This window comes from Candidatus Dactylopiibacterium carminicum (genome assembly GCF_014736495.1).
Taxonomy (GTDB): Bacteria; Pseudomonadota; Gammaproteobacteria; order Burkholderiales; family Rhodocyclaceae; genus Uliginosibacterium; species Uliginosibacterium carminicum.
Genome location: NZ_MDUX01000081.1, coordinates 1 through 11526 on the forward strand (window position 1 = coordinate 1; position 11526 = coordinate 11526).

Consider the following 11526-nt stretch of genomic DNA (forward strand, 5'->3'; position numbering starts at 1 on the left):
ATGCTCACATCCAGTCGCCCGGCAACGTCCGCAACGCTATGTCCGCGATCGGTCACTTGCTTGACCGCTTCAATCTTGAACTCTTCCGTGTATCGCTTGCTACTCATAGACACCTCCACTTGGTTGCCAGCTTAAGGCTTCGAAGTGTCTAGTGAACCGGGGGCGATTCACAGGCCGGGCTTGTTTACTGTGTCGTACTGGGCCCGCTTCGCTTGGGCCGGGCGAGGGTCGTCGACGATGCTCACCGGCATGTCAGGACTTATCCTGTGGCGGCGCGGCGCACATTCGCAGATAATTACAGGTTCCCCGACTTCCTATCGTGGCCCGCCCCCCGACCGCACAAGATGAATTCCCGTTCCCCGTCTCCCAGTATTTCCTTCACGCCTGTCACTGGCGCGCTGCGTGCGCTCGCGATGGACGCTGTCCAGCAGGCTAATTCGGGCCACCCCGGCGCGCCCATGGGCATGGCCGAGATCGCCGAAGTCGTCTGGCGTCGCCATCTGCGCCATAACCCGGCCAACCCGGGTTGGGTCAATCGTGACCGTTTCGTGCTGTCCAATGGTCACGGTTCGATGCTGCTGTATGCGCTGCTGCATCTGACCGGTTATGACTTGCCGTTGGAAGAGGTTAAGAAATTCCGCCAGTTGGGGTCGCGCACGCCGGGACACCCCGAAGTCGGACATACCCCGGGCGTGGAAACCACCACTGGTCCGTTGGGGCAGGGCATTGCCAATGCCGTGGGCTTCGCGCTGGCCGAGAAGATGCTGGCTGCGGCGTTCAATCGCCCCGGTTTCGATGTGGTCGACCACCGTACCTGGGTCTTCCTCGGCGATGGCTGTCTGATGGAAGGCATCAGCCACGAGGTGGCCTCGCTGGCCGGGCTGTGGAAGCTGGGCAAGCTGACCGCGTATTACGACGACAACAATATTTCCATCGATGGTGAGGTCACCGGCTGGTTTGCCGACGACACCCGCAAGCGCTTCGAAGCCTATGGCTGGCAGGTCATCGGTCCTGTCGATGGGCATGACGCAGTGGCGCTGCAGGCGGCAACGGAAGAAGCCAAGGCGGATGCTGATCGCCCCGCGTTGATCATCTGTCGCACCACCATTGGGGCCGGCGCGTCGAGCAAGGCAGGCACGTCCGATGCACACGGTGCGCCGCTGGGGGCTGCCGAGATCGAAGGCACACGCAAGATCATCGATTGGCCGCACGTCCCTTTCGAGATTCCCGCAGATATTTACGCCCAGTGGGATGCCAAGGCGGCGGGGGCCGCTGCCGAAAGCGCCTGGGACGGGTTGTTCGCTGGCTACGCGGCAGCGCATCCTGCATTGGCTGCTGAACTCAAGCGCCGTCTGGCTGGTGAATTGCCCGCGAACTTCAAGGCAGCAGCAACCTCCTTGCTGGACAAGGTACAGGCGAAGGCGGAAACCATCGCTACGCGCAAGGCTTCGCAGAATGCCATCGAGGCATTGGCCCCTGGCTTGCCCGAGCTGCTCGGCGGATCTGCCGATCTGGCTGGTTCCAACCTGACACACTGGTCCGGCAGTAAGGACTTCCTGCCTGGTGTGACAGATGCCAACTACGTCAACTATGGCGTGCGCGAGTTTGCCGAGGTCGCGATTGCCAATGGGATCGCGCTGCACGGGGGCTACATCCCCTATACCGCGACCTTCCTGGTGTTCTCCGATTACTGCCGCAGTGCCATCCGCATGGCTGCGCTGATGAAGATCCGCCAGGTGATGGTGTTTACGCACGACTCCATCGGCGTGGGGGAAGATGGTCCTACACATCAGCCGATCGAGCACACGGCTTCGTTGCGTCTGATTCCCAACCTGAATGTATGGCGTCCTTGCGACACGACAGAGGCTGCACAAGCCTGGATTGACGGAATCGAACGAAACGATGGTCCAACTGTTCTTGCGCTGACTCGGCAGAACCTTCCTTTCTCGACTCGCTCTGAACAACAGGTGGCCGCCATCCGCAAGGGAGGCTATGTGTTGTCCGATGCTGCAGGGGCGAAGGCCGTGATCATCGCCACGGGATCCGAAGTCGGTGTCGCGCTGACGGCACAGAAATTGCTCGCGGAATCCGGTTTGCCGGTACGTGTTGTCTCGATGCCCTGCACGCGATTGTTCGATGCCCAGGATCCGGCCTACAAGGCGGAGGTACTGGGCAAGGGATTGCCGCGCGTGGCGATCGAGGCTGGCGTGTCGGATGCCTGGTACAAGTATGTCGGGCTTGAAGGTGCGGTAATCGGCCTGGATCGTTTCGGCGAATCAGGCCCTGGCGGCACCCTCTTCAAGTATTTCGGCTTCACGCCCGAAAAGCTTGTCGAGGCTGTCACGAAGCTGGTTTAGACTGGCCTGTTCGTATTCATCGCTGATGCCCAGGGGCTACCTGCGTATCAGTAAGGCCACGGCCGCGGCCCGGCGGTTGTGGTCATGGATGGATTGTTTTCAATAACCTTTGGTATTCAGGAGTAGAAAAAGATGGCAATCAAAGTCGGCATCAACGGTTTCGGTCGTATCGGCCGCATGGTGTTCCGTGCCGCTGTGCAGAATTTCAAGGACATCGAGATCGTCGGCATCAACGACCTGCTCGAACCTGACTATCTGGCCTACATGCTCAAGCATGACTCCGTGCACGGCCACTTCAAGGGTGAAGTTTCCGTCGAAGGCAACACCCTGGTCGTCAATGGCCAGAAGATCCGCCTGACCGCTGAGCGCGATCCGGCCAATCTGAAGTGGAACGAAGTCGGCGCTGACGTCGTTGTCGAATCCACCGGCCTGTTCCTGACCAAGGAAACCGCCGAGAAGCACCTGGCCGCTGGCGCCAAGAAGGTCATCTTGTCGGCACCGAGCAAGGATGACACCCCGATGTTCGTGTATGGCGTGAACCACACTGCCTATGCTGGTGAAGCGATCATCTCCAACGCTTCCTGCACCACGAACTGCCTGGCCCCGCTAGCCAAGGTGATCAATGACAAATTCGGCATCAAGCGTGGCCTGATGACCACCGTGCACGCCGCCACTGCCACCCAGAAGACCGTCGACGGCCCGTCCAACAAGGATTGGCGTGGTGGTCGTGGCATCCTTGAGAACATCATCCCGTCCTCGACCGGTGCTGCCAAGGCTGTGGGCAAGGTCATCCCTGCGCTGAACAAGAAGCTGACCGGCATGTCCTTCCGCGTGCCGACCTCCGACGTTTCCGTGGTCGACCTGACCGTGGAGCTGGAAAAGGCCACTACCTACGAGGAAATCTGCGCTGCCATGAAGGCGGCTGCTGAAGGCGAGCTGAAGGGCGTGCTGGGCTACACCGAGGAGAAGGTCGTGTCGACCGATTTCCGTGGCGAATCCCGCACCTCCGTGTTCGACGCCGACGCCGGCATCATGCTTGACTCGACTTTCGTCAAGCTGGTGTCCTGGTACGACAACGAATGGGGCTATTCCAACAAGGTATTGGAAATGGTCCGCGTCGCTGCATCCAAGTAATCCGGACTGCTGTTCAAGGGCGGTGCGTGGCCGATGGGCCATGCACCGACCGAGAGCACGCAGCTCGTACCCGAATCTTCCATGCAATTCCGGAAACTCACCGATCTCGACCTGGCGGGCAAGCGCGTGTTCATCCGCGCCGATCTCAATGTGCCGCAGGATGATGATGGTGCCATCGCTGACGATGCGCGCATCCGTGCTTCCTTGCCGGCGATCCAGCTGGCAAGGATGGCGGGTGCCGCCGTGATGGTGACTTCCCACCTGGGGCGCCCGGTGGAAGGTGAGATCCGTCCTCTGGATTCGCTCGCTCCGGTGGCACGACGCCTTTCGGAATTACTGGGCTGTCCGGTCCGCCTGCAGGCAGACTGGGTCGATGGGCATTTCAGCGTAGCACCCGGCGAGGTGCTGCTGTTGGAGAACTGCCGCCTGAATCGTGGCGAGAAAGCCGACAGCGCAGAGCTGGCGGGCCGTATTGCCCGGTGGTGTGATGTCTATGTGAACGATGCCTTCGCTACGGCTCATCGCGCCGAGGCGACCACGCATGCCCTGGCGCTGATCGCGCCGGTCGCCTGTGCAGGCCCCTTGATGGCTGGTGAGCTCGAAGCGCTGTCATGTGCTTTGCTGGCCCCGGAGCGCCCGCTGTTCGCGGTCGTGGGCGGGTCGAAGGTATCAACCAAGCTGACCATCCTCGAAGCGCTGGCCGACAAGGTCGACCACCTTGTCGTCGGTGGCGGTATCGCCAATACATTTCTGCTCGCGGCGGGCTACAAAGTCGGCAAGTCCCTGGTGGAGGCCGACCTTGTGCCTGCGGCGCGGCGCATCATCGCGCGCATGGCGGAACGGGGTGCTTCCGTGCCCTTGCCCACCGACGTGATCGTCGCGCGCGAGTTTTCACCTACGGCTCAAGCCATCGTCAAACCGGCGACGGCGGTGGCAGACGACGAGATGATCCTCGATGTCGGCCCCGAGACGGTTGCGGGCCTGGTTGCACAACTGGCCAGTGCGCGCAGCATCGTCTGGAATGGTCCGCTGGGTGTGTTCGAATTCGATGCGTTTGCCAATGGCACGCGCGTGTTGGCCGAGGCAATTGCCGCGTCCGATGCAATGTCGCTTGCCGGCGGTGGCGACACCATCGCAGCGATTGCGCGCTTTGGTGTGGCAGAGCGCATCAGCTACATCTCTACGGCGGGTGGCGCTTTCCTGGAGTTCCTGGAAGGCAAATCACTGCCGGCTGTCGAAGCCCTGTGCCAGCGTGCCCGGGATTAGGCTTATCTCTTTCGCATGGAAAACCCGATGAATTCACCTGCCAAACCCGCCAAGCCGGCCCGGAAGACTGCAACGACGACGCGTCGGAGCAAAACGGATGCTTCGGCGAAACCCCCTGTTTCCCATCTCACTACGCAAAATACTTCCTTTGAAGGAGTCAGCATGCAACGCCATACCAAGATCGTCGCCACGCTCGGGCCGTCTTCGAACGACCCGGAAACCCTGGAGCGCATGATTCGCGCGGGCGTCGACGTCGTGCGCCTGAATTTCTCGCACGGCAAGGCCGAAGACCACATGAACCGCGCCAACATCGTGCGCGAGGCTGCCAAGCGTGTGGGAAAGCCTGTGGCCATCCTGGCTGACCTGCAAGGTCCGAAGATCCGCGTTGGCAAGTTTGCCAACGGCAAGACCTTTCTTGAGAAGGGCCAAAGCTTTATCCTCGACGCGTCCTGCGAGCTGGGTGATGACGAACGCGTTGGCCTGGACTACAAGGAACTGCCCAATGACGTGAAGCCGGGCACCATTCTGCTGCTCAACGACGGCGCCATTGTGCTGGACGTGGAGAAGGTCGTCGGCCCCGAGATCCACACCCGTGTGCGTCATGGTGGTGAGCTGTCCAACAACAAGGGCATCAACCAGAAGGGCGGCGGCCTGACCGCGCCGGCGCTGACCGCCAAGGATATGGAGGACCTGAAGACCGCTGCCGCAATTGGTATCGAGTATGTGGCCGTGTCCTTCCCGAAGAACTCCGCCGATATGTACATGGCTCGCACCTTGCTGCGTGCCGCCGGCTCCAACGCGCTGACTATCGCCAAGATCGAGCGTACCGAAGCCGTCGAACCCGAAACCCTGCGCGAGATCCTCGAAGCCTCCGATGGCCTGATGGTGGCGCGTGGTGACCTCGCCGTGGAAGTCGGTGAAGCGGCCGTGCCGGCGCTGCAGAAGAAAATGATCAAGCTCGCCCGCGAGATGAACAAGCTGGCGATCACCGCGACCCAGATGATGGAGTCGATGATTTCCAGCCCGGTGCCGACCCGTGCAGAAGTGTCCGACGTGGCCAATGCTGTGCTGGATGGTACCGATGCCGTGATGCTGTCGGCCGAAACCGCTGCCGGCAAGTTCCCGGTGGAGGTTGTCGAGACCATGGCCCGCGTGTGTGAGGAGGCTGAAAAGTCGTCCAATCCCGCCTTGGATCAAGACTTCCTGAACCGTACCTATAACCGTATCGACCAGTCCATCGCCATGGCTGCGCTGTTTACCGCGCACCACATGGGCGCCAAGGCCATCGTGGCATTGACCGAATCCGGTTCCACCGCGCTGTGGACCAGCCGCGTGCGTTCCGGCATGCCCATCTACGCCCTGACCTCGCGCCCGGAGACGGTCAGCAAGACTGCTCTGTATTGTGGCGTGCATCCGTTCTCCATGCCGCGCATCACGGACAGCCGCGACAATCTGCTGCATGAAGCCGAACTGACACTGCTGCGTCACAAGCTGGTGCAGCCTGGCGATATCGTGGTGATCACCGTGGGTGAGCCGCTTGGCCAAGCTGGCGGTACCAACAGTCTGAAGATCGTCAAGATCGGCAGCTGAGCCGGATAGTCCTCGTTCAACGGCCCTTCTCCCGCTTTGGGGAAGGGCCGTTTTCTGTTTACGGTTCCCGATCCGGGACGAGTAGCCTTGGATGAGCTGCTACATCAAGCAGCCGTTGCTGCACCCAGTGCAGGGCCTCGTCATTAGATTCGAAGATCGCGAAGGGCATCACACCCGCGTAGATGCTGTGCCAGACGCGGTCCATGACCTTGTAGCCTTCCACTTCTGATCCGATCACGTAGGCCGTGCAGATGCGTTGCCAGCGCAATACGTGCTCAATGGCACCGGCACGGATGCTGTCGATGGCGTCCTGTGGGCAGATGGCGGCGCCACGGAGCACGATGATCAGCGCCCAGGGCCCGTTTGCTGCCAGCGCCGGGATGCGTTCGGAGGCGGCCTTGCGATATGAATGGATCAGCTCCAGGTTCCAGGGGCCAACGATTTCTGCGATCAGAACCTGACCTTCCTGCTGGTATGACGCGGAGCCGTGAGCACGGAACTTCATGTTGTCTCATCCCAAAGGAGGTGAGCGAATCGAGGAGTGGATCTTAAGGTTCTGGCACCGTTTCGCCCGGAGACCCCACTTAAATTCCCGCGTGGGCACGCCTTGCGTGGAGCCGGGCCGGTGTTTTTGCACATGCAGCATTACCGCCCGCGGGGTAGAATGCCGGCCGTCCGGCCTGCACCAGACATCGCTCTCGAATCCGACAAATCCACGAAGGAATATCCCCATGGCTCTCGTTTCCATGCGCCAACTGCTTGATCATGCCGCCGAGTACAGTTATGGCCTGCCCGCGTTCAACGTCAACAATCTTGAACAGGTCCAGGCCATCATGGAAGCGGCGGATGAACTCGACAGTCCGGTGATCATGCAAGCGTCGGCCGGGGCCCGCAAATACGCCGGAGAGGCCTTTCTGCGCCATCTCATAGAGGCTGCCGTCGAAGCGTATCCGCATATCCCCGTGGTAATGCACCAGGACCATGGTCAGAGCCCGGCCGTCTGCATGGCGGCGATCAAGTATGGTTTCTCCTCCGTGATGATGGACGGTTCCTTGCTTGAGGACGGTAAGACGCCTTCGAGCTACGAGTACAACATCGAGGTCAGTCGCGAGGTGGTGAAGTTCTCACACGCCATTGGCGTGTCAGTGGAAGCAGAGCTGGGCTGCCTGGGGTCGCTGGAGACCGGCATGGCCGGCGAGGAAGATGGTATCGGTGCCGAGGCCAAGCTGGATCACAGCGCTCTGCTGACCGACCCCGATCAGGCTGCCGATTTTGTCAAGCAAACCCAATGCGATGCGCTGGCCATCGCCATCGGCACCAGCCATGGCGCCTACAAATTTACGCGCAAGCCTACGGGAGACATCCTCGCCATTTCGCGCATCAAGGAAATCCACACACGTATCCCGAACACTCACCTGGTGATGCACGGTTCCTCGTCGGTGCCGCAGGAGTTGCTGGCCATCATCCGTGAATTCGGCGGTGACATGAAGGAAACCTATGGCGTGCCGGTGGAAGAGATCGTTGAAGGCATCAAGCATGGCGTGCGCAAGGTCAATATCGACACCGATATCCGTCTGGCGATGACTGCAGCCGTTCGCAAGTTCATGGTGGAAAATCCGTCCAAGTTCGATCCTCGCGAATTCCTCAAGCCCGCCCGTGCGGCGGCGAAGGCTATCGTGCGTGCGCGCATGGAAGCTTTTGGCTGTGCTGGTCAGGCGGCCAGGATCAAACCGGTGGCGTTGGACAAGATTGCCGTACGTTACAAGTCTGGCGAACTCGCACAACAGGTGAAGTAAGTCCGACAAGGATAGTGCGCATCCGGGCTTGGGCCTCCTCTTGTGGGAGGCCTTTTACATTGGGGCTGCGGTTGATCCTGAAACCGGCACGGCATTTGCGAAGAGGATCTCTTTCTGCCGGAGTATCTCTTCATGAGTATCCTGATTGTTCTCTCCCACCCCAAGCCGGGCAGTTTCAACCATGCCATCGCGGAAGCGTTGCGAGACACACTGCAGGCTGCCGGAAAATCGGTCGTTCTGCGCGATTTGCAAGCAGAGGGGTTTGACCCCGTGTATTCCGCTGACGAAATGCTGCGCGATGCGGTGTTGCCCCCGCAGGTTCAGGCCTCCATCGATGAGATGATGAAGGCCGAGGGAATCATTTTCGTTCACCCCAACTACTGGAGTACCCCCCCTGCAATGCTCAAAGGTTGGCTGGATCGTGTGCTGCGTCCTGGAGTGTGTTATCGCTTCCAGACAGGTCCGGATGGCAAGGGGTACGTACAAAGTCTGATCGTTGCTACGGCCGGCATGGTGGTGACCACGGCGAATACCCCGGATGACGTGGATCGCCACGTCTATGGCGATCCTTTGCAGAACTTCTGGGAAAAGTGCGTCTTCGGTTTCTTCGGTATCCGGCGTTTCCAGCGGCTGAGTTTCAGCCCCGTGATCGTCAGCAGTCCCGAGCAACGCTCGGCATGGCTGGACGATGCGCGCCGTACTGCGCTGGCGTTGTTTGTCTGATGGATTGCCGCCCCGGCTGTGCAGCATGTTGCATCGCACCTTCGATCTCCAGCCCCATTCCTGGTATGCCCCTGGGAAAACCTGCCGGGGTGCCCTGTATTCAGCTTGACGGCAATGGGCGTTGCCGGATCTTCGGTCATCCGCAGCGCCCGGTTGTCTGCACCAGCCTGAAGCCTTCACAGGAAATGTGTGGAGAATCCCGCGAGCATGCATTGAAGTGGCTGCATACGCTCGAAGCGCAGACGCAGCCCGGAGACTGAGCCGAACACGATTGCTGGCAGTTACAGCATACGGATTTTGGTTAGCAGCGCGGTGGTCGAGCGATCCACCTCGAAGGGAATGGAATGTACCGTGCCGCCCCAGCCGAGGACTTCGGTGTAGCCCACGATCTTTTCCACCGGCCAGTCACCACCCTTGACGAGTACGTCGGGCCGGCATTCCAGGATGCGTGCGATCGGCGTGTTTTCGTCGAACCAGGTCACCAGATCGGCGCAACGTAATGCAGCCATTACTGCAGCACGATCTGCCATGGGGTTGATTGGGCGGTCATCGCCCTTGCCTTGGCGTTTTACTGAGGCATCGGTATTCAGTGCGACTACCATCGAGGCACCGAGGGCGCGAGCCTGCGCGAGGTAGGTGACATGACCCCGATGCAGGATGTCGAAACAGCCATTGGTGAAGACCAAGGGACGGGGCAGGGTAGCGATGCGCTCGACCAGGTTATCGGGCGCGACGATACGGTTTTCGAATTCTGGGTGCGGATAGTTCATGGGAAGCCCCGACAATGCAAAGATGGCGAGTTTAGCCGGGCTGGCTCATTGGGTCAGCCAGCATCGTGCCCTGTGCAGGTACGTCAGCCCAGTCTGAAACGCGTCAGCGCGCTGTCGATATCGGTCGCCATGATGCGTAACGAGGCGACGGCCTCGTTGGCGATACGGACGGCTTGATCAGCCTCCTCCACCATTCCGGCGATGCGCTCGATCTGTGCGGCTACGCTGGTACTTGTGACATTCTGCTCAGAGGTTGCATGGGCTATGCCATGGATCTTTTGCAGCATGGCTTCCGAACCTTGACTGATCTCGCGCAGGGAGTCCGCGGCGGCGGCGGCCAGCGCCACACCTCGCGCAACCTGAGGGCCGACAGCCTGTACGCTCGCAACGGTTGCGCCAGTATCTGCCTCAATTGCCTGGATGGTTGCGTTGATCTGCTGGGTCGCACGTGTCGTACGCTCCGCCAGCTTTCGTACTTCATCGGCCACCACGGCGAAACCGCGGCCAGACTCTCCAGCACGAGCTGCTTCGATGGCCGCATTCAGCGCCAGAAGATTGGTCTGCTCGGCAATCTCCGATATCTCGTCGGCCATGCTGCCGATCTGCTGATTGCGTGCCGCAAGCTCGTTGATCTGTGTCGACGTAGCCTCCATCTGGCTGGATATCTGCTGGATCTCGGTGGTGGCGGCACTGATTTGCCTGTCCCCTTCGCGTGCCAGTGAAACGGCACGGCTGGCATGGTTTTCCGTATCACTGGCATTTTCAGCAATGGAAGCCACGCTGGCCGCCATTTCTTCTACCGAAGTGGCCGTCGAGGCGGCGGCATCCGAGGATTGCCGGGCAGATTGGCGAATGTCCTGCATTGTCTGTGCAAGTGCGCCGGCCGCCGTCGTCAAGGCGGTAGATTGGGTGCGCACTTCACGGATCATGCCGGCGATGCCCTCCTGCATGTTGTTCAGGGCCGATACCAGACTGCCTTTGGGGGCCTGTGTCAGGTGCTGGCTGAGATCGCCGCGTGCGATACGGATCGCAACGTCTGCCGCGTATCCAGGTTCTCCACCGAGTTGTGCATATATTCGACGGGCCGAATAGGTGGCGAATCCGATGGTCGTTCCCAGGACCAGCACAGCAACGATGAGCATCTGCGTTGCATCACGATGGAAGGCGCTATTGATATCGTCGGTGAAGAAACCGGTTCCGATCGTCCAGCCCCAGGGTTTATACACGGTGACGCCGTTGAGCTTGTCGGAGAGACCCTGTTCTCCCGGTTTGGCTGTGCGGATGTTGGCGTACGCGTAATCGCCCTGAGTGGCCAGGGCGTCGCGGTAGACCTCCACGACGTGTCGGCCGTCATCCATCTTGGCACCAAGGTCGACCTTGCCCATTCGCTTGGGGTCGACATGAGCTACGAAGACATTGTTGGCGTCGCGCGCAAAAAGGTAATTGCTGCCGTTGCGGAAATCCGCCAGGAATCCGGTGGCCTGGCGCTGCGCCTCTTCTCGCCCGATGGCGCCCGCCTTGACCTGGGCTTCGAGTGTTTCGAACAGGCCGACAGACATCTTCAGCAGATTTTCGATCTGTGCCTGGCGCTCCTTGAGCAGACTGGCACGCAGACTGTGCAGTCCGTAGCCGCCGACGGCCAAAAGCCCAAGCGTGCAGATCGAGATGATCACGGCCAGACGGGTGGAGAGTTTCATGTCGAGTTTCCTTGTCCCTAGCGAATCAATTACGGTCACAGCCATCGGTTGCTGAAGACTGATCCTTGATGCGGGTGAGAAATGTCAATCATGGACGGCGAGGGTCGGCATCCGACAACAACAGGATCTGAAGCAATTTGAATCGCCCCGGGTTTCCTAGACAGCCCCGAGCTTCATGAAATACTGTTTTTCA

General features: G+C 60.3%; 11 protein-coding genes. 7 read left to right on the plus strand and 4 right to left on the minus strand.

Annotated elements, in window-relative coordinates; genetic code table 11:
- Positions 1-107 (minus strand): transposase (locus BGI27_RS16415; RefSeq protein WP_141239830.1); only part of this gene is annotated, 107 nt, incomplete at its 3' end.
- Positions 108-344: 237 nt separating this feature from the next.
- On the opposite strand from BGI27_RS16415, the gene tkt reads away from it, so the two are divergent.
- The 4 genes from tkt to pyk all read left to right on the plus strand — a co-directional run bounded on the left by tkt (position 345) and on the right by pyk (position 6347).
- The gene (gene tkt / locus BGI27_RS16420; protein ID WP_095525884.1) at positions 345-2357 is read left to right on the plus strand and encodes a transketolase; all 2013 of its coding nucleotides are present in this window, start codon (positions 345-347) and stop codon (positions 2355-2357) included.
- Positions 2358-2489: 132 nt separating this feature from the next.
- Positions 2490-3491: a type I glyceraldehyde-3-phosphate dehydrogenase gene (gene gap / locus BGI27_RS16425; RefSeq protein WP_095525885.1), complete on the plus strand. Its 1002-nt coding sequence runs from the start codon at positions 2490-2492 to the stop codon at positions 3489-3491.
- 81 nt (positions 3492-3572) lie between these two features.
- On the plus strand, positions 3573-4757 hold the full coding sequence (locus tag BGI27_RS16430; protein ID WP_095525893.1) for a phosphoglycerate kinase: 1185 nt from the start codon (positions 3573-3575) through the stop codon (positions 4755-4757).
- A 162-nt stretch (positions 4758-4919) separates the two neighbouring features.
- Positions 4920-6347, plus strand: coding sequence for a pyruvate kinase (pyk, locus tag BGI27_RS16435; RefSeq protein WP_095525886.1), 1428 nt, complete (start codon positions 4920-4922; stop codon positions 6345-6347).
- Between the two features lie 58 nt (positions 6348-6405).
- Here pyk and BGI27_RS16440 read toward each other — a convergent pair whose 3' ends face one another.
- Positions 6406-6852: a hypothetical protein gene (locus BGI27_RS16440; protein WP_095525887.1), complete on the minus strand. Its 447-nt coding sequence runs from the start codon at positions 6850-6852 to the stop codon at positions 6406-6408.
- A 226-nt stretch (positions 6853-7078) separates the two neighbouring features.
- Between BGI27_RS16440 and fba the strand changes: the two genes are divergently transcribed.
- The 3 genes from fba (at position 7079) to BGI27_RS16455 (ending at position 9126) form a co-directional block, all read left to right on the plus strand.
- Positions 7079-8143 (plus strand): class II fructose-bisphosphate aldolase, encoded by a 1065-nt coding sequence (fba, locus tag BGI27_RS16445; RefSeq protein ID WP_095525888.1) that lies wholly within the window; start codon positions 7079-7081, stop codon positions 8141-8143.
- Between the two features lie 132 nt (positions 8144-8275).
- The gene (locus tag BGI27_RS16450) at positions 8276-8866 is read left to right on the plus strand and encodes an NAD(P)H-dependent oxidoreductase (RefSeq protein ID WP_095525889.1); all 591 of its coding nucleotides are present in this window, start codon (positions 8276-8278) and stop codon (positions 8864-8866) included.
- Positions 8866-9126 carry a YkgJ family cysteine cluster protein gene (locus BGI27_RS16455; protein ID WP_095525890.1) on the plus strand — a complete coding sequence of 87 codons (261 nt, stop codon included), beginning with the start codon at positions 8866-8868 and terminating at the stop codon, positions 9124-9126. The genes BGI27_RS16450 and BGI27_RS16455 overlap by 1 nt, the downstream gene beginning before the upstream one ends.
- 21 nt (positions 9127-9147) lie before the next feature.
- Here BGI27_RS16455 and rfaE2 read toward each other — a convergent pair whose 3' ends face one another.
- Both rfaE2 and BGI27_RS16465 read right to left on the minus strand, forming a co-directional pair.
- Positions 9148-9636, minus strand: coding sequence for a D-glycero-beta-D-manno-heptose 1-phosphate adenylyltransferase (gene rfaE2 / locus BGI27_RS16460; RefSeq protein ID WP_095525891.1), 489 nt, complete (start codon positions 9634-9636; stop codon positions 9148-9150).
- Between the two features lie 83 nt (positions 9637-9719).
- Positions 9720-11333 (minus strand): methyl-accepting chemotaxis protein, encoded by a 1614-nt coding sequence (locus BGI27_RS16465; RefSeq protein ID WP_095525892.1) that lies wholly within the window; start codon positions 11331-11333, stop codon positions 9720-9722.
- Positions 11334-11526 lie beyond the last annotated feature (193 nt).

Coding starts and splice junctions, on each gene's coding strand:
- gap (WP_095525885.1), top strand. CDS start 2,490: ATGGCAATCAAAGTCGGCATCAACGGTTTCGGTCGTATCGGCCGCATG.
- BGI27_RS16450 (WP_095525889.1), top strand. CDS start 8,276: ATGAGTATCCTGATTGTTCTCTCCCACCCCAAGCCGGGCAGTTTCAAC.
- BGI27_RS16465 (WP_095525892.1), bottom strand. CDS start 11,333: ATGAAACTCTCCACCCGTCTGGCCGTGATCATCTCGATCTGCACGCTT.
- BGI27_RS16455 (WP_095525890.1), top strand. CDS start 8,866: ATGGATTGCCGCCCCGGCTGTGCAGCATGTTGCATCGCACCTTCGATC.
- BGI27_RS16440 (WP_095525887.1), bottom strand. CDS start 6,852: ATGAAGTTCCGTGCTCACGGCTCCGCGTCATACCAGCAGGAAGGTCAG.
- tkt (WP_095525884.1), top strand. CDS start 345: ATGAATTCCCGTTCCCCGTCTCCCAGTATTTCCTTCACGCCTGTCACT.
- BGI27_RS16430 (WP_095525893.1), top strand. CDS start 3,573: ATGCAATTCCGGAAACTCACCGATCTCGACCTGGCGGGCAAGCGCGTG.
- pyk (WP_095525886.1), top strand. CDS start 4,920: ATGCAACGCCATACCAAGATCGTCGCCACGCTCGGGCCGTCTTCGAAC.
- rfaE2 (WP_095525891.1), bottom strand. CDS start 9,636: ATGAACTATCCGCACCCAGAATTCGAAAACCGTATCGTCGCGCCCGAT.
- fba (WP_095525888.1), top strand. CDS start 7,079: ATGGCTCTCGTTTCCATGCGCCAACTGCTTGATCATGCCGCCGAGTAC.